Consider the following 21,149-nt stretch of genomic DNA (forward strand, 5'->3'; position numbering starts at 1 on the left):
ACATGACCGAACTTCAGCCGACTGAAATCGAGCTGACGAACAGGAAAAAGCCCTCTGCCGGCAAACCGCGGAAGCGGGTTATTTTCCTGGTCTCCGTCCTCGTGATCATACTTATTGTAACTGTATTGACGGGCATCCTGGCCAACCAGGCGTCCCGCGATCCGTCCATCGTTCAACCGGGAGAGCTTCCCGTGGCGGAAACGCCGATCGCGCCCTGACTTGACAGCTTCCGCCGATTCCTATATATTCGATTTTGCCCTGTAACGCAGGGCGATCCCCGGATGGTGGAATTGGTAGACACGCTAGTTTCAGGTACTAGTGCTCTCACGGGCATGGAAGTTCAAGTCTTCTTCCGGGGACTCAGGCAAATCCTTATGGTATAAGGGTTTGCCTTTTTTATTTCCCAAGCCCTAAAAGCTTCGGAAATGCCACTGTCAGATAGAATGTCAGATGGACTGACGAGGTATCTTTCGTGTGGCATACTCCCTTTTCCCTGTACCGCCGCCGCGTTTCCTACAGCCGAAAGCGCTCCTTTTACGTTCAATTTTGGGATCCCGAAAAAGGATCCTATCGTACCGGCGTATCCATACGCCAAATCGCAGTCAGAATGAATCTCGATCCCGACGAATGGGACATCGCAAGCCCTGCCGGTGCCCGCGCCGTGGCCACGGAAGCCATCAAACGCGGGCTCGTCGCCACCAGGGGCCTCGGAGACCGGAAGGCGGGCGACTACCTCGCCGAGTTCTGGGACTGGGATACCAGCCCGTACATCAAGGGACGACTCGCCCGAAAGAGCGATGCCCTTGGCAGAACCTACTGCCGAACCTGCAAGAGCTGGGTGGTCAGGTACTTCAATCCCTCCCTGGGAGAGCTGAAGCTCTCCCAGATCACCACGGGCAAGCTCGAAAGCTGGTTCATGGGCCTGAAGGACAAGAGTGGGCTGCACCCGCAGACCCTCAACAACATCCTCCAATCCGTCTCCATCGGCTTCAAGGAAGCCTACCGTCTCGGGATCATCCCCAGAAACCCGGCTGCCTCCATCCGTCCTCTCGGCGCTAAAACCGCCGAAAAGGGTATCCTCGACACGAAGGAGGTCAAAGCCCTCCTTGCCCTCGATTGGCCCGACGAACGCGGACGCCTCGCCTTTACCCTCGCCCTTATGGCCGGGCTCCGGCTTGGCGAGATCCAGGCCCTCTGCAAGGAGGACATTATGGACGACCACCTTCTCATTAGTCATTCCTGGGATAAAATGTACGGAATGAAATCCCCGAAAGGCAAGCGTTCCCGCATCGTGCCGGTACCCGAATCCGTCCTTTCGGAACTTCGGGATTTGGCTGGCAGGAATCCCTGGCTTAACGGGTTCGTCTTCTGGGACGAGAAAACGGGAGAAAGACCCCTCGTTACGAGGCGCATCGAGAACTGGTATTACGCCGCCCTTGAGAGAATCGGGATTCCCGGGGATACCGGCGAGAAACCCTCGCCCAAGAGCAGGCATGGCCGCGCGCTGTATTTCCATGGTCTTCGTCACCTTTGTAACTCCCTACTCCGGGGCGTATTGCCCGACGACAAGCTCAGGGCCGTCATCGGGCATGCCGACATATCCATGACCCGGCACTACGATCACCTGACCGACGTGGACCGGAAACTCGTGCTTGAAGCCCAGAAAGAGCGTTTCCTGGGCCTCATGCCGAAATGAGGGAGAGGGCTGTTTAGTAGACCCTCTCCTACAGCACACGGAATGCTGCAGGAGAGGTGTCGTAAAAAAGACCTACCTCATGATAGGGTAAGAAATCGAAGTGATAAATCAATAAGCTATTCCCCAAAATTCGTGAGAACCGCTTACCAAGGAAAAAGGTATTGATTGCGAACCTCTCATAAAACACCGAAAATACAGTATGAGAGGTTTGAAACCCCTTTGAAACCCTGAAGTGTAGGATTAACCCTCAACCACTTCAACAAAACCTAACGGCATATAGTCAGATCCCCAAGGATTGGAATAGACAACCTCCGGAGGCCAAGTGAACCCGTCTTCATCAATATATGAAGCCTTCTCTTGATTCCATTCATAATCGAGATAGTAGTTCCTCACAGCATTTTCTAGGACCTCCATAGCAGGTTCTTCTATAAGCGGAGGGAGATTAGGGAAAAGCGCAATCAAATTTTTCCATTCCTTAATTGCGTCTTCCCTAAGATCGGCAGCCCATTTATATCGTCTTGATAACCAAACGAACTGCGAAACCAAGAGAGTAAACTGAACTTGAACCCAAGATTCCATAATACTGTCCATAAAATCCATCCTTTGAGGCCAAACCTTCTGGCCTCGTACTGCGAATTTGTGATGCGGGGTTATCCACCCCGCTATGCTTTGATATTTAAATCGCCTACGTATTACTCATCAACATCGTCGTCATCGTCATCTTCGTCGTCATCTTCATCATCTTCAAAATACAAAGGAGGCCTGCACCAGTCGTCTCCCAACAGGGTAAAAAACGAATCATCCTGAAAACAGATTGAGTCGTCCTCATTCGTTAGTGATGCGTTTGGCTGCGACGCCCCAATGCATAACACAAAATAATTCCTTAGGGATTTTTCCATAAATTCCCAAGCGCCAATAGGAATCGCCGATGGGATATCGGGATGAAGCTTGTTCAGTTTTTGCCACTGACCATCAGCTATTTCGAGTAGCTTGTCAGCTAGCTCCTCATTGCCAGATAACCTAACGAACTCCGAAAAATAGCGTACGGCATGGGCCTTCGCCCAACGTCTCATGATCTTCTGCATGCATTCACTCCTTAGAGGTCGTTCCTTGTGACCTCACAATGTTAGTCATTCGCGCGTGCGGTCCTATGCCCCGCCCTAATACTTCTCAGCTGTGATAAAATCCAGGTTCAAATGAGTAAAGATGTTACTCGCCTTAACCGCAGATCTTCCATTCATTCTCACTGCCAGAAATCGAGGGATGCTCTTCTTGGAAGAGCATCTCTCATTCATCACGCAGTTGCCCCCCTTGCCGTGAATGGAATTATCGGGAAAGCTAACTCCTGGGCATCTTTTACCATTCGCAATTCGATGTCTGTGACGTGATGATAGTGGTCGGTCATTTCGGGGCTACTATGCCCGATGACCTTGCGTAGAGCCTCATTCTGAAGATGCGGTGCCATCATCGAGTTGAAGTAATGCCGCGTACTATGGAACCGAAGATTTCGTTCCCGTTGTTGTTCTTCGGTTATGCCAATCCCTTGAAGAGCACGATTCAGAGCCCACCTTGGTAATTTGTCGGACACGGGCTTTCCCGAATTTGATGAAGCGAAGACGAAAGCATCGTCATTCTTTTCCTGACCGACAAATGACCAGAGCTGATTCCACAGCCATGCCGGAATTGGTACGGTCCTCGTTTTCCCGCTCTTCGGGGATTTCAGCCCATGCGTCTTCGACCAGGAGTGCGTTATTGCGACGAGATACAGCTCGCCCGTCCCGTTTACACGGCATTGAAGATCTCCCTTTTTCAATGCAAGGATCTCCCCCATGCGCATACCCGTATGTATCGCGACCATGAACATAAGCTTACCGATGAGGGATTCCCATCCTAATGACAACAAGGAATTCACTTCGAACTGCTCAAAGCAGCCTGTAATTTTACGGCGTGCCGCAAAAGCAAGGATATTTTCAGTCGGATCCCGTTGGATTATCCATTGCGTTGCAGCGTACCGAAGTGGCTTTGTCAGGGACGCAAAAATCGCGTTGATCGTTTGTGGCGTTAGCTTTGGATATTTGTCACGAAGTTCCCGTTGGACTCTCCTTAACCAAAACGGCGTGACCTCAGCCAGGATGATGTCGTCACCGATAATCCTTTTTAGGTACCGAGCGAAGTAACTTCTCGTTGCCCGTATATGGTCCGACAAGAAGGCATTCTCATCCCGTTCCCTTTTTTCGGCGTACCATGATGAGTTCTCTTCTCCATAAAACCACTCAACGTAACGTCCGACGGGCATCTTTGCGGTAATTACCGTCATGCGCTGTTCATCGAGAAACTGCCTATACGCACGAGCCGCAACCTTTTCAGCTTCTGACCTATTTCTGGCACCTGTTGAACGGGCTTTCATCTCCTTTCCGGTGATGGGATCAAAGAAAATGTAATAATAGACTCCGTTACTCCGGCGGTAGATACGGTATTTTCGAAGTATCATAGTACGTCCTCGTTGCTCCTTTCGTTCATAAGGTACATCGCCAGCATTACCTGACTCGCAGGGTTGGCATTTTGTAGGGTTAACGCCTTCTTTTCAGTCATCTCCTCAAATGCGGAAACGATGAAGGGGTTTGCAAAATCTCGGAAGGCTTCCACAGACGCAATCGAATCTTCACCTGTCTTGATACGATCCAAAGACTCAAGCAGGACGTCAAAACTCTTTAGGAAATCTCGCACCGCCGGTACATGCAGCCAGAAAATTAACAGGTCCTTTACGTAGACATTCGGATACCCATAACCCCGGGAGGATCGATTTTCAGGATGTGCAGCTCCGAGGTACTCATCCATTACCTTCCTGAAGTCCTTGATAGTGAGAACCTTGATTTGAAGAAAAATCTCATGATCGCTCATCAAATTTCCATCATCGTCGTACGCGTAACCGAACTCTATAGCCAGATGCCGATAAATGAGCTTTGTCGATCTCACGTACGCATCGTACAGCTGGAAAATAGTCTTTGGCTGAGTGCTTCTCCCAAGCGGTGAAGTACCCGAAACGCATAGGTACACAAGAAAAAAGAGACCAGAATTCCTTATCAAGAACAGGAATTCTTCGTAATGAACCATAAGGGCTGTTCTCATACAACTTCACTCCATATCGCATTTCGCAGGCTGTACGTATTACGAATCATGACAGCCTCCCGTTTATTGCAGCCGTCGCGTAGTTCTGGATGAGCCAAGTAAAATAGATATCCAGATTCTCCTGCGTCGCAAGCCTTGACTCGAAGAAAAAATCCCGTTGATCTTTCTGGATTACTTTTCGGAAGGGAATATAGAAGGTTCTGTCAGAAATCGTCGATTCAGTTCCGTACTGCGGTTTCAAAGGATAGTTAGAATCACAAAAGAATTTGCACTGCGGATAAAACAGACGAAGCGAGTGAGTAACGAATGGATTCACTATTCCATCCCGGCCGGTAACTCTCTTGATAGCTGCCTCATTGAAAATCGAATCCTTCCCTAGCTCATCGATTCTCAAAAACCGAATACCTGAGCTTGTAAAGAGTTCCTTTGCCAAACGTTCTTCTTTTGATGGATGAAACCAATCGGGAGGAAATGTTGCGGAATAAGATCCGAACATCTTTTCGATAAGCTTGAATACCGTGCTTTTCCCAGCATTCTTTGGCCCCACGATACTCACAAACATCTTCAGAGTTTGCCAACCAATGAGACAGGTAGCAAAGAAAAAATGCAGGAGGTTTGACGTTGCTTCATCCCCTACGCATGAATCGATATAGTCCTTGATGGCTATAGTTCTAAGCCCCAAGTATTCAGATTCGAATTTCGCTCCTGTTTGGTACGTCAAACGATGAGCGATATAACGTCCGCTATCATGGATCCATTTATCCAGTCTACTTAGCGGGTCCTCGCCCCTTTCCAAAAGATTCATGAAGGCAGCAAAATTAAGTACCTTACGATTGGGCATCACTAGGAGGTGTTCAGACATGTAATTCATGAACTCAACCCGCAATTCAGGAAATTGCGCTAGGAGATCCGTCGGATTCCGTGGGACGGATCCTCCAGTACAGATAACGGCTTCCCTTAGAATAGTGAAGAGAACCCCCATACCAATCAAGAAATAGAGTCCGAATAAAATATGGAAGGCACGGTAACGGCCACCGCCATCTTGGGTATAGGCATAATTGTTCGGATTCATATCTTGATTTCCCTTTTCATCCTGAGGGATAAAATTGGGAACAGGTAACCCCTCTTCCATTTCATGCCGGTACATTATCACCTCCCTCATAATCATCAAAATCGGAAGGCTCATATCCAGCAAATGAACAGCAGGGTTTTACCAGCTCGAGTACGAGATTGGATCGAGAGGACTGTGCGGGAGTAGTTTCGATAAGAAAATTCTCGGCACCAAATCTTTCGCCAAACTCATGGGAAACTTGCACTGGCCTCACATATAAAACGAGATTGGGCGTGATGGGAAAATTGTGATGTTTTACCGAGTAGAAAACACGGAAAACCCTAGATCGCTTGTAACAGCGATACACGCGAACACGCATAGACAATTTCTGGAATAGGGTACGTATCATGTACACCTCCTTGGCCACTAATCTGGCGCAAAAGGCGCACCTCAAGAAATTGAGATTGATCAGATTTATCGAAGCACTGAGTCTCTTGATTACTATTTTTTTTGGAATTTGGAAAAATCTATAATGTAAAAATAAAGTATTGTATTATATATATTTAAGTAACAATTCAATTTAAAATTGAGAAAGGCTCTTTCAGTTTTTACTTCTTCGAAAGAGCCTTCCTGAAAAAAGATTTTATCTTTTTATTTCTCAAGTCTTCTTTTTAGTGTCTTTTGTGGGTAGGTGCGGCAGTACAAGTTGCAAGAAATCTCGTGTTTCATCTTGATCATCATGTCTGACCGAATGTATAGATTTTACTGTACAACTAAACTCAGTGGACTCAAATAAATCACCCCAGAAAGAATCAGGCATCCGTTTTTCAGACAGTGAATTTAATAAACTAATTACCCTTATAAAAGCTTTCTCTGAAAATTCCGGTTTTATCTTGATGCGAGGTCCATTATTGGAAGCTGTAATCTTTTGAATTACATCTTCATACGATTGAAGTTTTTGTGGGAGCGTAATTTTAATGAACTCGAGATACGGGTTCATATCCTTTTCTTCATTATTTTCGAATTCGGCTATCCCTTTACGACATAAATCACAACCTTCTAGAGCATACGCAATCGCTTCTTTCTCAGTATATTCATTTGCAATAAATTTCTTCATGATCTCAGGTGCCAGTGGATCATATTGGATTGCATTTTGAGCGTTATAAGGGGCAACCAAATTTCTCTTCTCTTCACTTTTTTGAATTTCAGCTTTAGCGGTATTCTCCATAAATTCCTCTATTCCCCCCGCCTCGCCCCTCCTCGTCTTTCATGACTTTCCGCCGAGGGCGTAACCAGATCCGTCGACGAAACTCATGAAAGGCGAAAAGTGGCTCGGCGGAAAATTATGCGGGCTCTACAGCCCGCTAGTCCACTCGTTTGAAAGTACTTCGGCTTGCTTGATCACGAGGTCAATCGCTTCCTCGGTTCGGTCGGGCGGGTACTTGTACTTGCGGAGCGTAATCCGCACCAAATTCCTGAGTTTTGCGCGTACGCTATCCCGGCGTTGCCAGTCTACCGTGGTGCTTTTCCTGAGTTTTTCCGTGATCTCATGGGCTATCTTCTTCAAGACATCATCGCCTAAATCCCGGACGGCGCTTTCGTTATTGGCGAGGGCGTCATAAAAGGCCATTTCATCGGGGTTGAGACCGAGATCTTCCCCTCGTTTCATCCCTTCCCTGAACTCTTTGGCGAGATTGATGAGTTCCTCGATGACCTGAGCGCTCTCGATGGACCGATTTCGGTACTTTTTCAGGGTATCCATCAGCCGATCGGAGTATTTCTTCTCCTGTACGAGGTTGGTACGCATCCGGGACTTAATCTCATCATTCATGAGCTTTTGCAGGAGCTCCACGGCAAGGTTTCGGGCGGGCATACTGCCAACTTCAGCCAAGAATTCATCAGAGAGTATCGATAAATCAGGACGGTCGAGTCCCGCGAGAGCGAAGATATTATCGATTCCCTGGGCGACGACGGCGTTATCCAGGATCTGCTTGAGAGCGTTATTCTTCTGATCTTCCGTAAGTTTTGAATCCGAGCCTGAAGCCTTCGTAATAACCGCCTTTACGGCCTGGAAAAACGCGATTTCCTCACGATTCGCACGGGCCTCATCCAGGGTCGAACAGAGGGAATGGGCCTTGCTGAGGGCGAGTACGGCATCAAAGAAACGCTTTTTCCCGTCATCGATACCCAAAACATGGTTCGCAGCGGGTACTAAAAGGGGTATCGGTTGGGCTTCATAGGCTGAATAATCGAATCCGTGGAATAATCCACGAATCACGTCGATATACTCAAGCATCATCGCATAGGCGTCATGGGTATCGACTGTCGGCTTACCCTTACCCCGTGATTGGGTATAGGTTACCAGGGCATTTCTGAGTTCATTGGCGATTCCGATATAATCGACGACGAGACCGCCCTCTTTTCCCTTGAAAACGCGGTTAACCCGGGCAATCGCCTGCATCAGGTTATGCCCTTTCATGGGCTTATCGATATACATGGTATGGCAACATGGCGCGTCGAAGCCGGTAAGCCACATATCCCGTACTATTACGATATTGAGGGGATCAACGGGATTCTTGAAACGTTTTTCGAGTTTCTTCTTGGTTTTAGCGTTATAGATATGCGGCTGAATAAGCGGTTTATCAGAGGCTGAACCGGTCATGATGATCTTGATTCCCCCCTGTAAGGGATCTTCTGAGTGCCATTCCGGCCTCAGCGCGACGATTTCGTTATACAAGTGGGCGCAAATTTCACGGCTCATACACACGATCATCGCTTTACCCGCGACAGATGCGGTACGTTCCTCGTAGTGCTCCACGATATCCCGCGCAACCTGTTCCAACCGGGGTTTTGCCCCAACGAGCTTTTCAAGGGCAGCCCACTTGCTCTTCGTCTGTTCCCGGGCCTTGAGATCCTCGTCATCCTCGATAATCTCGTCGATTTCGTCGTCCAGAACCGGGATTTCCGCTTCTTTCAGGTCCAACTTGGCTAGTCGGCTTTCATAATAAATCGGAACGGTTGCGCCATCCTCCACAGCGTCCTGGATATCATAGATACTCACGTACTCGCCGAAAACCGCCACCGTATCACGATCTTCCTGGGATACCGGCGTTCCCGTAAATCCGACGAAGGTGGCATTCGGGAGGGCATCCCGCATGTTTTTCGAGAATCCGTAGGTATATTTACCAGTTTTCCGGTTTAAGATCGCCTTATCGCCATATTGGCTCCGATGTGCTTCATCGGCCATAACCACGAGATTATGCCGGTCGTTCAAGATGGGGAAACGATCCTCATCTTCCCGAACCTGGAACTTCTGGATGGTAGTGAAGAAGATTCCACCTGACGGCCTGGTCGAAAGGAGCTCCCGAAGATCATCCACGTCTTCAACCTGTACCGGGATCTGCTTCAACAGCATTTTCGCGCCCGTAAAAGTCTCGAAAAGCTGCCCGTCCAGATCGTTCCGGTCGGTAACCACGATGAGGGTGGGATTCTTCATCGAAGCCTGCTGTAAGAGTTTCCCCGCGAAACAGGCCATGGATATGCTTTTCCCCGACCCTTGGGTATGCCAGATCACCCCGCCCTTCTTGCAGCCAGGAACCACACGGTCAGCATAATCCGCCCGAGGCTCTGCGGCCACATCCGGGTCATTCTCGGCGGCGATTACGGTGGCCCGAACCGCCTCCCGAACGGCATGGAATTGATGGTATCCAGCTATTTTCTTGATAATCGTGTCGCCATTAGTCTCGAATAGCACGAAATACCGGATGTAATCGAGAAGAAGCTCCTTATCAAAGAAGCCCTTAACCAAGGTTTCAAGCTCGAAGGATAGGAGCGGACGATCATTCTCGTTTTTGATGGTCCTCCATCGCATGAACCGCTCTTCATCGGCAGTAAGGGATCCAAGCCGGGCGTTTGTCCCGTCGGAGATGATTAAGGCTTCGTTATAGATAAAAAGGTCGGAAATCTCGGCTTTATAGGTCTGAAGCTGCTGGAAAGCGGCCCAGATATCGGCTTGCTCATCGGCGGGGTTCTTGAGTTCGATGACCGAAATGGGGAGTCCATTGATAAACACGACGATATCCGGTCGTCGCGGCTGCTTCGTCCCTTGGATTGTATACTGATTCGCGACGAGAAATTCGTTCGCATCGGTATTCGCGAAATCTATGAGCTTAACCCTATCCCCGGTTTTCCGCCCATCTTTCGCGTATTCTACCGGGACTCCATCAAGAAGCCATTCTTGAAACTGCCGATTATTCGCTATCGCGGTCAGAGCCCCGGGTTTCTGCATCCGGGCCCGAACTTCATCGAGGGCATGCGTCGGGATGGAAGGATTTAACCGTTCAAGCGCGCCGATTAGGCGCTTCGGAAGCACGACCTGGTGGTAATTATCCCGTTCAGGATAATCCCCGTCATGCGCGATATCCGGCCCGAAGGCATAATCGTATCCCTGATCCCGAAACCAGGAAAGGGTAAGCTGCTCAAGTTGGTCTTCGGTCATGTTTTGTTATCCCCATTTCAGGCAATATTATCTCTATTTTATCATAAAATACGGAAAAGAGAGGGAAAAGCAGAAAAGATCGAGGCAGATAGTCCTTGCAGGGGCAAAAAAAAGTCCTCCCGTTTTTACAGGAGGACTTGCGAATTCACTTTACCTCATACCTAGTACAAGGTTACCGGCTAGATGAGTACACCCAGTAAGCGCCTTTACCACACGATTTTATCGGAGGAAAGGTTTCTCCAGTTTCAAGGGGTATTCGCTTCTCGTCTTGTGTCGGGGAAGGAGTTCGAGTTCCGTCGGTATAACCGTCCCAGTCATACCAAGCTTTGTAGGGGGCTTTATCGCCCGTTTTGTATCGTGTAGCCATGTCAGTGCTCCCGATCTTTAGGAGGGAAAGGATCATTTCCGAGAGGGATTGTATCCTTACTCCGAATACGACCGTTAAGACCTTTTGTGATCAGCTCACCTCCACCCTGATTTACAAGGTTTTGATGAGCAACGGCTAACGCTTCTCCTTGTGTACCATGAAGGCTGGAAGCCTTCCCTGCGTCATTACGCTTGTTAACCCATGTACCGTCACTTCGACGATACACCATTCGATCATTAGCCATAAAATGGCCCCTATAAAAGGGAGCTTGACGAGTAGACCTAAAAGCGTTTACTTTTAACCTGAACTTACCGTTTTGCTCCCAGAGTAGAACAAAACCGATCGACGATCGGCTCAGGCCTGAAAGTAGCAGCTTTCAGGCCTTTTTTGTCCTTATTCACGAAGATAACTAATTGAACTACAAACGTCAACTTAAATATCAATTTTTTCTCATAATATTTGACAAAATGTCATAAATAGTCGATATTGTAAACAGGAGTGTAAATATTATGATTGGGGACCGTTTACGTCAAAAGCGTATTATTAACGGGATGTCTCTCCAGGACGTAGCAAATGAGCTGTCGAATCGGGGGAGAAAACTATCCCGAGCTATCCTTTCTAAATATGAGCTTAATCAATCCACGCCGAATGCCCTGGTGCTTCGCGATTTAGCCGCCATCTTAGGCGTAAAAACGGACTATTTTTTCTCTGAATCTGATATTTCCATAAACTGGCAAGCTTTTAGGAAGAAAGCATCTGTTACGCAGGTCACACAAGAGCGGATAAAAATTCTTGCAGGGCAAAAGGTTGAACGGTTATTACAAGTTGAGAGTGTCTGCGGCATAGAAGCAGAGAGCTCAGATCTTCCAGTATTCCGTACGATTACCACCCTGGATGAAGCTGAAGCTATCGCTGAAAAATTACGAATTCGATGGAAACTTGATGATTTGCCGATTAAATCGCTTTCGGAATTACTCGAGAGTAAGGGCATCGTATTAGTGCCTCTGCCCTCAGAAATAGCGGGTATGGATGGTCTTGTTGGTTCATTGGCAGGTGACAGAAAGATAATCGTCTATGACTTGGGAAAAAGCGTGGATCGAATCCGCCTTACCATCGCGCATGAGTTAGGTCACTTAGTTGGGGGAAATGAAGACTATAAATTAAACGAGAAGATCGCTAATCGTTTTGCGGGGGCTTTTCTTGCCCCTGCGAGGATGCTTTACCAAGACATGGGGACATCTCGTACATCATTTTCCATTCCAGAATTATGCTTACTCAAAGAGAAATATGGAATGAGTATTCAAGCGCTTACCTATCGAGCAAAGGACCTCGGAATACTAACGGAATCGGCGTTTAAAAGTATGTTTATAAGCTTCCGAAGCAAGGGAATTAGTACTGTAGAACCCGGAATATGGAATTACCCAGAGGAACCGACTCAGATAAAGCGTTATATTTTTCGCGCCGTTGCAGAAGGACGGATTTCAGAAACGAAAGCCCAAGAGATATATCCTGACTATCTTGAGGTGAAATCGGAGATGGAAATTGTTCCAGAATCGTCAATCCAGGCGTTCTTAGCTTTAACGCCCGATGAGCGTGAAAAACAGTTATTGTTGGCTTCAGAATCAATTGCAAGCTTTTATGAAAAGGGCGGGGCGTTAGGCGAGTTTGACATTTTGGATGACGTGGAGGAGTATGAATAATCCCCGGCGAGGCGAAGTATGGTTGGTCAATTTTGATCCAACCATAGGGTCTGAGATTAAAAAAACGAGGACTGCGGTGGTGGTGTCTTTAGACACCATCGGCCGACTCCCCCTCCGCATCGTCGTTCCAATCACAGGTTGGCAAGATGCATTCTCGAAATCACCTTGGCTTGTCCCACTAAAAAGATCCGTCACAAATGGTTTAAGAAAGGAATCAGCAGCGGATTGTTTTCAGATGAAATCTGTATCGGAAGAAAGATTTTCAAAGAAAATCGGATCCCTATCAGAAAACGAATTGGATGGAATTTGTACCGCAATCCAAATATGCATCGGTGCGATTTAACATAACATTCCTTATTAAATATCCGAAGGTGTTGACGAACTAGCTTGAGGTAAAGTTCGAAGTTCTTTTGATATGGAATCAAGGTGGCTCTGCATAGCCTGTTCCAATTTAGTCATATTTGATACCATCCATTGCACGATTTCGACCCAATTCTGTCTCGTATAACCATCAAAAGCCTTTGCATATTGAATTCGAGAGGACTTCTTACCAGGCAATTCTAACCAATCTAACGATTGCCCAAAGTCATGCTCTATTACTTCTTTTTTTTCTAGCAATTTATTAAAAGCGAATAGATTTTGTGTAGCATCCTGTCTTACTATATTCACTTGAATCCGGGATTCGTCCTTCCCAAAAATAAGTTCATAAATCAAGCCACTTGTTCCAGAACCGGCTGAAAGCCAATGATCCTTAGAAGGGCTAATACTATCAAATAGTCGACATTTACTCTTACGAAATGCCTCAAGAGCTGATTCCCAAAACGCTAATCGTAATAAATGACGTTGTTTTAATTCTTCTCCAGTCGCCTTTTCTTCCTTTTCTTTATCGGCCATGCCAATCATAAAGTCTTTACCTTCAGGGGGCGGAATAATTTGCTGGATATCCAAGAACAATTCATCTCCCCAAGCATAGGGTGTAGCTTTGAAGCATTGGCAGGATATACCATATTGAATAAGCCATAGTACTGTATTTGTAACTTCCTTCCGATAGTTTGCTGCCACGAGGAAGAGTCGTTGGCTTTGTGCCCGATTCAATACAACTTCGTTTATATCATTTTGGTCAAGGAACTCGAGTATTTTATCTTCCGCTTTTGCAGGTCCTATTCCATCTATTTTAGGAAGATCATTGAGGTATTTCTGATAGATGTCGATTATTTGACTTTTACTTAAATTCGCGCAATAACTCGCGTATTTCTGAACTTGCCAAACGACATCGCGTCCCGAATCATCCAGTTTATTCTCTATTATAACGAGCGACCCTTCCTTATCCAAAGCCAGTAAATCAAGCCGTTCTCGCGTTTCATCAAAACCATCAAATTCTTTTTGAATAAATAGAAGCTCTTCCCCAAAAACTTCGGGAGCATGCTCCAGCCATTCTTGGAGATGTTTTCGTTCTTCAAACTGGAGTTCTAAGAACCGTTTCACTTCAAGGGGAATAATTCTATTTGTATTTGGATCAATTTTGAACATATCACACTCCTTGATAATTACTAGGAATATTTCTGACCGATATTTTCCCAGACATCAGCTTGGGGATGAGGGTGTCACGAATATTTGCTAAAACTTTAATTTCCTGATCCTTTTGGGTTATCAGGTTAATGGTTTGGTGAGCTATTCTTCCAAATGCCGTATAAATTTCAATCGGGGGTATTACTACTAAATACTTTTCGAAGATATTAACCGGAACACGTTGCCTTCCACTCGATCCGGTCATATTTGCAATCGCAAATGCACGAAATGATTCATCTCGAGCAAAAAAATAACCAATTTCTGAAGGTATGGTAGATTGTGGTCGAATAACAATAAATTCAGTCGAACCCCAAGCTACTTCATTTATTTCAAGTGTATTAATGTATGCAGTTTTACCATTTTCAGTACATGGCGTAATTCTTGCAAAAATAGTATCTCCATTAACAAATTTTGATCCTGAAGTAAATTCACGATAGGTCATATCAATAACGGCAGGCCCTGCAATAGGAATATTCTTCATATCGATGTAACGGGCATTTTTCTTGGCCATCTTCGTAGCAGGATTAAACAGCAATAATTGAGTAATTGGCTTAATTTCCCACCCTTGCGGGATCAATCCGAGTTCTGACTCTACTAAGTTGTCAGGGAAGAGGGCCGCAGTGGCGTCATCCATACCCACGGGGTGTTCGCCTCGGGTTTTAGCGTAAACTGGATCAAAGTCCACAAACCAGCTCTTGAAAAGGGCTTTGGCTATTTCTTCGAGAGTTTGATTAGTCGTGCGATTGAGTTCCATTTTTGCATCGAGAGAAGAAAGTATTTGGGAAATTTTATACTGTTCTGAAAGTGGTGGTAATGATATCTCGATATCACGTAGAGAACTTAAAGGTTGTCCAATTCCAGGAGTTCCGACTTGTGATGCGTTTTTCAGCAACTCAAATTTACCCTTGGAGGATTTAAAGAAATAATACAAGTAATCTGACAAAGCCTTAGTTTTGTCACATCGAAGCATCATTAAGCTTGAGGAGATAACATATCGGTCTGGATTGGGAGGGACGACACCTACTTCACCGATTGAACCTCGATGAGGAAATACTAGATCTTCTTTGGTTACTACGCAATTAGATAATTCATCAGCAAATTCCTCAGAAATATATACCCAATCTCCCGATAGTAATTTACCGTTACTCAGATTTGTTCCTCGTATTACTGGAACACCGGACTTAGTATATGTCTCACTTTTCATCCTAGAGCCAAATGGGCCAATGGTTGTTTTTTGTGCTATATCATTAACCGAAACAATACGCCACCCCGTTGGTAGCTCTTCGTGGGGGGGAGCGGAAAACCCCGCAGGAGGAGCCGAAGGTGACGACGAGGAGTTTGCAGCGAGGGGGGAGACTTCCCCTCCTTTATCAATTGTATTTTTTAGAAGGTTTTTAGTCATGAAATGCTCCACCACGCAGAAAGTCCAAGATCATCGGGTTTTATATAGGGACAACTCATAAGGAGCTGACTTAGACGCGCTTCCCAGTCGGGAAGCGCGGATATTGTCGTAAGTAAATCTATAATAAACGGAATGAGCGAACCTAGACGATTCTCCCCGTCTGAACGAAAGGAAAAACGCCGCTCGGTCTTGCGAATCTTAGGGGCATTCACGAAAACCTTATTCCAGAGTCGCGAATGATGAGCACAGGTATTTCGAAGCTCCGTGATCGCCCTAAGCCAAGAAACCAATAATATGTGATCTACATCCAGCTCATGGGCAATTTGTTTCTGCAAATCAGTAGTAAGGCTATCATAAATCCAGGAAACGGACCCGATGGAAAGTATCTCGGTCATCACCCAAATTGGAGGAATGGGATCTTCGTAGGTACTCGTGAAATGCGAGATGAAAGGCTCATTTTCATGTTCCGTTAATGCCTTGTTTAGTGTTTTCTGTAGATTCTCATACCGATATTTTTTTTTCAGGATTTCAGGGTTCTCAAGACAAAACGGCCCATATTTAAGGGATACAATACGGGCTAAAGTACATCGAATAGCGACCTCTATCGGTTGAATAGCCGAAAGGACTAGTTCCCGCAAAGTCTGATCAAAGGTCATGAGCGCCTGTACATCAGAAAACATGAAAGGCGCGGAGAGTACATGGGTTCGATATTCGGCTTTTTTCTCAAAATAGTAGATATACCCACTTACGTAGTAATAATTATGAAATGTGAGATATTTATCAGCATTTTCAAGGTTATCTATCGTCAAGCCACGATTTTTAAGAATTTCTAGCTGAGCTACGACAGGTAATGCGGGTTTTTCGTACTTTTTTCTCATTAAAACCCCGCCAAAGCTTGGTGAGGGAATAAAAAAACAACCCGCACTGGTGCGGCAGCCGAAGCTGTCCCGTTGCGGGTCCTATTGACTAAATAGTATCTCACCATTTTTATGTTGTCAACAGTCATTCGGGAATCTCAAAACCGATGGAGGCGAGTTGGGTACGGATCTCCAATTCCAGGCGGCTGCCTTCGGCAAACTGATGCCCAAGAATGGTTGTTAGGCGCTCCATTTTCTCGACAAACGGTTCATCATCGGTTTCTACCACGGCAGAGCCGACATATCGGCCGGGTGTAAGTACAAAATCGTTCTTTTTGAGTTCATCCATGGAGGCAGACTTGCAAAATCCGGTTACGTTTTCGTATGACTTACCGGTCTTCCAAGCATGAACCGTTCCAGCTATCTTAGCGATATCATCGTCCGAAAAGATGCGCTGAACCCGGCTCACCATGGACCCCAAATTTCGTGCATCTATGAAGAGGACTTCACCCCGACGATCGCGGAATGTACCTTTCGCAAGGGTTCGTGCCTTTTTATTCTTGGTAAGGAACCAAATACATGCGGGAATCTGCGTATTCGTGAAAAGCTGGCCAGGGAGGGCGACCATGCATTCCACAAGGTCATTTTCTAGCAGCTTCTTCCGAATCTCGTCCTCGCCATTAGTCGCAGAACTCATGGAACCGTTGGCAAGAAGGAGCCCCAGAGAGCCGTTTTCGTTTAGGTGATAGAGCATGTGCAGAAGCCAGGCGAAATTCGCGTTACGCTTTGGGGGTGTTAGGAAACCCTCCCACCGGCGATCGCTTGCGAGGGATTCGTCCCACCATTCGTCCTGGTTGAACGGCGGGTTTGCCATTACGAAATCGGCCCGGAGATCGGGGTGCATATCGCGGGTGAAGGTATTCCCCGGCTCGCCGCCGAAGTTAAAGTCGATCCCCCGGATGGCCATATTCATGGCCGCAAGCCGCCACGTTGTGGGATTCGATTCCTGACCATAGACTGAGATCGTGCCCCGGGTATCGGAGTGCGCCTCGATAAACTTCTCGGACTGGACGAAAAAGCCGCCAGAACCCATGGCCGGATCATATACGCGCCCGGCATAGGGTTCAAGGATCTCGACTATGAGGCTTACGATGGATTTTGGGGTATAGAATTGCCCACCCTTCTTGCCTTCCGCGCTTGCGAACTCGCCAAGAAAATACTCGTACACATGACCGAGAATGTCCTTCGAACCAAGGGTTTCATGGGTAAAGGGAATCGTGCTTACGATATCGCTGATCAGTTGCCCGTATACCCGATCCTCGATTCCCTCCCGGGCAAAGTCCTTGAAAAGGATATTCTTGAGTTTCGGGTTCTCGCGCTCAATGGCGTCCATCGCGTCATCAAGAAGTTTACCGACGCCCTTGAATTCGTCGCCCCAGGGGAGCTTTAAGCCGAGGGGGAGTCGGCAGGTTGCCTCAATATTTTTCCACCGGGCACATTCAGGTACCCAAAATACATTTTTTTCAGTGTAATAGTCACGGTTTTCGAGCTCCCCAAGAAGGAGGTTATTATCGACGTCATCGCCAAGAAAATAGTCGGCATCTGGGTCGCTAAAGTCCTTCGTAAGCTCATCAACCCGGATATTGAAGGAGTCCGAGACGTATTTCAAGAAGATAAGTCCGAGCATGATATGCTTATACCGCGCGGCATCTAGGCTCGGGAGTAGCTTATTAGCGGCAGTCCAGAGTTTTGTTTCAAGAGAGGAAAGAAAAGCAATTTGTTCAGGTGTCATGAGTTTTCCAACTTATTAGCTACCAAGTCATATTTTCAGTAACATTCTTCATATGATTAAGAATTGTTCTGAAACCACTAAAATCGACTGTTTTACGTCTTGAACCGATGACTTTTTTTGCAAAATCTCTTTTCCCATAAAATTTTTCTTGATTGAACTCATTCTCCTTACTAAAGGGTTTTCCGTCTAACTTTACCGTTAAAAGATCAGGTGGAAACAAATCTTCAATAGTTCCACCCGTTATCTCAGTAGAAAAAATAACACCGATATTATCAAAAAGCCTATATACTGAATTTGAATTCATTTCTTTGGGATCCACATTTGAAAAATTCTTTAACTTTCCTTTGATTTTTTTGGCTCCTTCATCATTATCGTATATAAAAATAACAGGCTTTCTATCAGCGTCCAGAGCAAATATTTTACGCTGGCTATAGTAGTGCTCAATAAGATAATCCAAACCAGAACTTCCAGACGGTACATGGAATATTCTTTGAAAACTTTTAGTAATTGTGCACAACTTTACATGATAATCAATTTTCTCTTTAGTAACTGTAATTAAACTTGGGTAATCATTATGGAGCATTTGTAAGGCATATCGAATATAGAGAGGATCAGTTTTTCCTTCAAATATAAAAACAGGCATGTCATTCCCAATAATCAGCTTATAAAGAAGGAATTGCTGGTATAATTTTTCTATTCCGGTTGAATTTTGACCAAATACAATATTTACATCTTTTCCTGAATGCCGTATATGGTGAGTATATGAAAGTCGTCCTTCAATTGTCTGTTTTGAGATAGGCTGCATTAGAACCTCCCCGAGGGGGATAACAGTTTATCGTATGGAATACCTCCCCCAAAAAGAGCTTTACAAGCAGCTCTGAGGTTTTTGTAATACTCTTTTGGGACATTAACTGATTTATTCACAACAAGCCCTGTTACGACCTGTCGCGAACGTCGGTATTGGACTGAGATTTTTTCTGGGTTATATAAAAAACCAGCACGTTCTATTTCTTTACGTAATACTTTCCCAATTTGCCATATTCCATTTTCATTTTTCTTTGCCAATTCTTTTGGAAAACACTTCATATTTGTAGAGAAGGTAATATCATCTACATAACGCGTATATGTACACCTTGATTTTTTTGCCAGTTGTACAAGCCGTGCATCCAATACACTTGCGATGAGATTTGACATAATAGGAGAACTTGGGCTTCCTTGTGGGAGTTCATTATTATCACATATTATTTGTGCTAATACGGTTGCCACAGATTTATCTAACTTAAAGATTTTACTTGAAATAAAGAAACCACGAACTCTTCCAAAATTTATCGTTGGGAAAAAGTCCTTTAAATCCACATTAAGTATATATCGTTTACGTACATGTCGCCGTGCATTGGTTATACATGATCTGTGCTTGATATAACCATGGATAAGTTGGCGTTGTAGTTCTTGTTGGGAAACTAAAACATTATCATTGAAGATGGCATATAACTGATCCCCCACTCTCCTTTGTAATAATTTTAACTTCTCATTCGGAGATTTAATCTCTCGAAAACCACCGTTCTTTTTCGGGATAGTCCAAGATTCATACTTCTGATCAGCTGGTATTTGGAATAAAATATATGTAAGCGTTTGAGGCTTGTACCCTAGAGAAATCGCTAGATCTGATCTATTTTGTGCATCAATTAGTTTTTCCATTTTATAAAAGGGGCTCATGGGCACTCTTTTTGCGAGCATAGGTAACAGGGACCGATGCGATAAAGGGCAACAGTAAGGAAGCAACACTTCCTAACCTTATTTTCATTTGTCACGAAACATGACATAAAATCTGCCCATGAGCCTATTTACTACTCTAAACTGATCGTCATTTCGCGTCAACTCTTTCTATTTTGTTTATTTTCTCAATTCAGTTACATCCTTTTCAGTGAATCACTGAAAATGCATCAAAATTGAATAACAAAACCCTATACTTCTTTATAGAAATAAATTCATAGTGAAATTCAACTTTTTTTTGAAACAAACGACTTCTATACTGGAAATCCACCTTGATTGGATTAAGGATTTGACTTCTTATACTTCTGTAATCGACTATTCGGCTTATCCGGTACCGTCATATCTACATAGCCACCCGCAAGGGCGGGTAATAGGTACTTCTGTCGGAAGTTCTTCTCGTCTTTCAGCCCAAGCCGCTCTTGAAGCTCCTTGCGTGTCAGCTCCTCCCCTTTCTTGAAAACCTTTATCAATCGTTCGACTTCGGGGGTGACTTCATGGCTGACTTCGGGGGTAACAGCGTGCTGGGCTTGGAGTGCTTCAAGGATTGCCCCTAAAAGAAACTCGACGAATATACCTGCATCCGTCTTTTCGGTACTGTCGCCGATGGCTTGGTAGTATTCCGCTTGGTGGGCATATACAAGGTTTTCGATAGGTACATGGGCAAATACCGGCTTCCAGGTACTTAAAATAAGCGTTTGCCACAATCGACCCATACGTCCGTTCCCGTCAGCGAAGGGATGTATGAACTCGAATTCGTAATGAAAAACGGAGCTTTTCACCAAAGGATGATCTTCAGACTGCTTTAGCCAGCTCAATAAGTCGTTTACGAGAAATGGAACCCGATCGGCAGGGGGTGCGAGATGAATCACCTCGGTTCCGGCGATAACCCCGACACCGCCATGTCTAAATTGCCCTACTTCGTCGATTAGCCCCTTCATCATGCAACCATGGGCAGCGAGAAGGTCTTTTTCCGAATATGGGTCCCAATTCGTGAATCTATCATAGGTATCTATGGCGTTCCGGACTTCCTGAACCTCTCGGAGTGGCGCGATTACGTGTTTTCCCTCCAGGATGGCGGTGATTTGCTCTTCACTTAAGGTATTCCCCTCTATGGCGAGGGATCCCTGTATGGTTTTGATTCTATTCGCTTTTCGAAGCCTCAGGGAATCGCTTTGCTCCATCCTGATCGCATACCGTTCAAGCTGTGCCGAGATTTCGGCTATTAGGGTGATGCTTTTCGCGGTTATTTTAAAAGGAGGAACATAATTGCCCATCTACCAACTACCTCGCTAAAAGGTCTCCCAAAATTTCGTAA

At 45.6% G+C, this 21,149-nt stretch carries 20 protein-coding genes and 1 tRNA gene; 5 read left to right on the forward strand and 16 right to left on the reverse strand.

From position 1 onward, the window contains the following. The first annotated feature begins 2 nt into the window (after positions 1 to 2). The 3 genes from K7J14_RS12330 (at position 3) to K7J14_RS16255 (ending at position 1,696) form a co-directional block, all read left to right on the forward strand. A complete protein-coding gene (locus K7J14_RS12330) occupies positions 3 to 218 on the forward strand; it encodes a hypothetical protein (RefSeq protein WP_230756760.1) in 216 nt (71 codons plus the stop codon). A 57-nt stretch (positions 219 to 275) separates the two neighbouring features. Next, a tRNA-Leu gene (locus K7J14_RS12335) sits at positions 276 to 359 on the forward strand. A gap of 113 nt (positions 360 to 472) precedes the next feature. Beyond that, a complete protein-coding gene (locus tag K7J14_RS16255) occupies positions 473 to 1,696 on the forward strand; it encodes a tyrosine-type recombinase/integrase (RefSeq protein ID WP_230756763.1) in 1,224 nt (407 codons plus the stop codon). Positions 1,697 to 1,936: 240 nt separating this feature from the next. Here the strand turns inward: K7J14_RS16255 and K7J14_RS12345 are convergent, their stop codons facing one another. The 9 genes from K7J14_RS12345 to K7J14_RS12385 form a co-directional block, all read right to left on the reverse strand. Beyond that, entirely contained in the window at positions 1,937 to 2,287 is a 351-nt protein-coding gene (locus K7J14_RS12345) for a hypothetical protein (RefSeq protein WP_230756765.1), read from the reverse strand. A gap of 101 nt (positions 2,288 to 2,388) precedes the next feature. Then, positions 2,389 to 2,781 (reverse strand): hypothetical protein, encoded by a 393-nt coding sequence (locus K7J14_RS12350; protein WP_230756768.1) that lies wholly within the window; start codon positions 2,779 to 2,781, stop codon positions 2,389 to 2,391. 209 nt (positions 2,782 to 2,990) lie between these two features. After that, the gene (locus tag K7J14_RS12355; RefSeq protein WP_230756771.1) at positions 2,991 to 4,187 is read right to left on the reverse strand and encodes a tyrosine-type recombinase/integrase; all 1,197 of its coding nucleotides are present in this window, start codon (positions 4,185 to 4,187) and stop codon (positions 2,991 to 2,993) included. Beyond that, positions 4,184 to 4,825: a hypothetical protein gene (locus K7J14_RS12360; RefSeq protein WP_230756774.1), complete on the reverse strand. Its 642-nt coding sequence runs from the start codon at positions 4,823 to 4,825 to the stop codon at positions 4,184 to 4,186. The genes K7J14_RS12355 and K7J14_RS12360 overlap by 4 nt, the downstream gene beginning before the upstream one ends. 46 nt (positions 4,826 to 4,871) lie before the next feature. Further along, positions 4,872 to 5,972, reverse strand: coding sequence for a hypothetical protein (locus tag K7J14_RS12365; RefSeq protein WP_230756776.1), 1,101 nt, complete (start codon positions 5,970 to 5,972; stop codon positions 4,872 to 4,874). Between the two features lie 562 nt (positions 5,973 to 6,534). After that, positions 6,535 to 7,104 carry a hypothetical protein gene (locus K7J14_RS12370; RefSeq protein ID WP_230756779.1) on the reverse strand — a complete coding sequence of 190 codons (570 nt, stop codon included), beginning with the start codon at positions 7,102 to 7,104 and terminating at the stop codon, positions 6,535 to 6,537. A gap of 126 nt (positions 7,105 to 7,230) precedes the next feature. Further along, positions 7,231 to 10,374, reverse strand: a complete 3,144-nt coding sequence (locus K7J14_RS12375; RefSeq protein ID WP_230756782.1) for a type I restriction endonuclease subunit R — start codon at positions 10,372 to 10,374, stop codon at positions 7,231 to 7,233. Positions 10,375 to 10,546: 172 nt separating this feature from the next. Beyond that, positions 10,547 to 10,777, reverse strand: a complete 231-nt coding sequence (locus K7J14_RS12380) for a YjzC family protein (RefSeq protein WP_330165600.1) — start codon at positions 10,775 to 10,777, stop codon at positions 10,547 to 10,549. Continuing rightward, positions 10,743 to 10,985 carry a DUF2188 domain-containing protein gene (locus tag K7J14_RS12385; RefSeq protein WP_330165601.1) on the reverse strand — a complete coding sequence of 81 codons (243 nt, stop codon included), beginning with the start codon at positions 10,983 to 10,985 and terminating at the stop codon, positions 10,743 to 10,745. Before K7J14_RS12385 ends, K7J14_RS12380 begins: the two co-directional genes overlap by 35 nt. A 265-nt stretch (positions 10,986 to 11,250) precedes the next feature. Between K7J14_RS12385 and K7J14_RS12390 the strand changes: the two genes are divergently transcribed. Beyond that, positions 11,251 to 12,441, forward strand: a complete 1,191-nt coding sequence (locus tag K7J14_RS12390) for a helix-turn-helix domain-containing protein (protein WP_230756789.1) — start codon at positions 11,251 to 11,253, stop codon at positions 12,439 to 12,441. Continuing rightward, positions 12,434 to 12,784 carry a type II toxin-antitoxin system PemK/MazF family toxin gene (locus K7J14_RS12395; protein WP_230756792.1) on the forward strand — a complete coding sequence of 117 codons (351 nt, stop codon included), beginning with the start codon at positions 12,434 to 12,436 and terminating at the stop codon, positions 12,782 to 12,784. The genes K7J14_RS12390 and K7J14_RS12395 overlap by 8 nt, the downstream gene beginning before the upstream one ends. Before the next feature lie 14 nt (positions 12,785 to 12,798). On the opposite strand, the gene K7J14_RS12400 is transcribed toward K7J14_RS12395, so the two are convergent. The 7 genes from K7J14_RS12400 to K7J14_RS12430 all read right to left on the reverse strand — a co-directional run bounded on the left by K7J14_RS12400 (position 12,799) and on the right by K7J14_RS12430 (position 21,108). Next, the gene (locus K7J14_RS12400; protein ID WP_230756794.1) at positions 12,799 to 13,971 is read right to left on the reverse strand and encodes a DUF4268 domain-containing protein; all 1,173 of its coding nucleotides are present in this window, start codon (positions 13,969 to 13,971) and stop codon (positions 12,799 to 12,801) included. A gap of 1 nt (position 13,972) precedes the next feature. Further along, a complete protein-coding gene (locus K7J14_RS12405; protein WP_230756796.1) occupies positions 13,973 to 15,412 on the reverse strand; it encodes a restriction endonuclease subunit S in 1,440 nt (479 codons plus the stop codon). Then, the gene (locus K7J14_RS12410) at positions 15,409 to 16,290 is read right to left on the reverse strand and encodes an Abi family protein (protein WP_230756797.1); all 882 of its coding nucleotides are present in this window, start codon (positions 16,288 to 16,290) and stop codon (positions 15,409 to 15,411) included. Before K7J14_RS12410 ends, K7J14_RS12405 begins: the two co-directional genes overlap by 4 nt. Positions 16,291 to 16,414: 124 nt before the next feature. Next, positions 16,415 to 18,061: a class I SAM-dependent DNA methyltransferase gene (locus K7J14_RS12415; RefSeq protein ID WP_230756799.1), complete on the reverse strand. Its 1,647-nt coding sequence runs from the start codon at positions 18,059 to 18,061 to the stop codon at positions 16,415 to 16,417. Positions 18,062 to 18,080: 19 nt separating this feature from the next. After that, positions 18,081 to 18,866, reverse strand: a complete 786-nt coding sequence (locus K7J14_RS12420; protein WP_230756801.1) for a hypothetical protein — start codon at positions 18,864 to 18,866, stop codon at positions 18,081 to 18,083. Continuing rightward, a complete protein-coding gene (locus K7J14_RS12425) occupies positions 18,866 to 19,759 on the reverse strand; it encodes a reverse transcriptase domain-containing protein (protein WP_230756803.1) in 894 nt (297 codons plus the stop codon). Before K7J14_RS12425 ends, K7J14_RS12420 begins: the two co-directional genes overlap by 1 nt. A gap of 356 nt (positions 19,760 to 20,115) precedes the next feature. Beyond that, a complete protein-coding gene (locus tag K7J14_RS12430) occupies positions 20,116 to 21,108 on the reverse strand; it encodes a Fic family protein (protein WP_230756805.1) in 993 nt (330 codons plus the stop codon). Between the last annotated feature and the right edge of the window lie 41 nt (positions 21,109 to 21,149).

Origin of the sequence: Teretinema zuelzerae (assembly GCF_021021555.1) — a bacterium.
In the GTDB taxonomy this organism is placed as follows: Bacteria; Spirochaetota; Spirochaetia; order Treponematales; family Treponemataceae; genus Teretinema; species Teretinema zuelzerae.

Coding starts and splice junctions, on each gene's coding strand:
- K7J14_RS12400 (WP_230756794.1), bottom strand. CDS start 13,971: ATGTTCAAAATTGATCCAAATACAAATAGAATTATTCCCCTTGAAGTG.
- K7J14_RS12385 (WP_330165601.1), bottom strand. CDS start 10,985: ATGGCTAATGATCGAATGGTGTATCGTCGAAGTGACGGTACATGGGTT.
- K7J14_RS12355 (WP_230756771.1), bottom strand. CDS start 4,187: ATGATACTTCGAAAATACCGTATCTACCGCCGGAGTAACGGAGTCTAT.
- K7J14_RS12370 (WP_230756779.1), bottom strand. CDS start 7,104: ATGGAGAATACCGCTAAAGCTGAAATTCAAAAAAGTGAAGAGAAGAGA.
- K7J14_RS12390 (WP_230756789.1), top strand. CDS start 11,251: ATGATTGGGGACCGTTTACGTCAAAAGCGTATTATTAACGGGATGTCT.
- K7J14_RS12365 (WP_230756776.1), bottom strand. CDS start 5,972: ATGTACCGGCATGAAATGGAAGAGGGGTTACCTGTTCCCAATTTTATC.
- K7J14_RS12375 (WP_230756782.1), bottom strand. CDS start 10,374: ATGACCGAAGACCAACTTGAGCAGCTTACCCTTTCCTGGTTTCGGGAT.
- K7J14_RS12430 (WP_230756805.1), bottom strand. CDS start 21,108: ATGGGCAATTATGTTCCTCCTTTTAAAATAACCGCGAAAAGCATCACC.
- K7J14_RS12415 (WP_230756799.1), bottom strand. CDS start 18,061: ATGACACCTGAACAAATTGCTTTTCTTTCCTCTCTTGAAACAAAACTC.
- K7J14_RS12345 (WP_230756765.1), bottom strand. CDS start 2,287: ATGGACAGTATTATGGAATCTTGGGTTCAAGTTCAGTTTACTCTCTTG.
- K7J14_RS12330 (WP_230756760.1), top strand. CDS start 3: ATGACCGAACTTCAGCCGACTGAAATCGAGCTGACGAACAGGAAAAAG.
- K7J14_RS12420 (WP_230756801.1), bottom strand. CDS start 18,866: ATGCAGCCTATCTCAAAACAGACAATTGAAGGACGACTTTCATATACT.
- K7J14_RS12395 (WP_230756792.1), top strand. CDS start 12,434: ATGAATAATCCCCGGCGAGGCGAAGTATGGTTGGTCAATTTTGATCCA.
- K7J14_RS12410 (WP_230756797.1), bottom strand. CDS start 16,290: ATGAGAAAAAAGTACGAAAAACCCGCATTACCTGTCGTAGCTCAGCTA.
- K7J14_RS12360 (WP_230756774.1), bottom strand. CDS start 4,825: ATGAGAACAGCCCTTATGGTTCATTACGAAGAATTCCTGTTCTTGATA.
- K7J14_RS12350 (WP_230756768.1), bottom strand. CDS start 2,781: ATGCAGAAGATCATGAGACGTTGGGCGAAGGCCCATGCCGTACGCTAT.
- K7J14_RS12425 (WP_230756803.1), bottom strand. CDS start 19,759: ATGGAAAAACTAATTGATGCACAAAATAGATCAGATCTAGCGATTTCT.
- K7J14_RS12380 (WP_330165600.1), bottom strand. CDS start 10,777: ATGATCCTTTCCCTCCTAAAGATCGGGAGCACTGACATGGCTACACGA.
- K7J14_RS12405 (WP_230756796.1), bottom strand. CDS start 15,412: ATGACTAAAAACCTTCTAAAAAATACAATTGATAAAGGAGGGGAAGTC.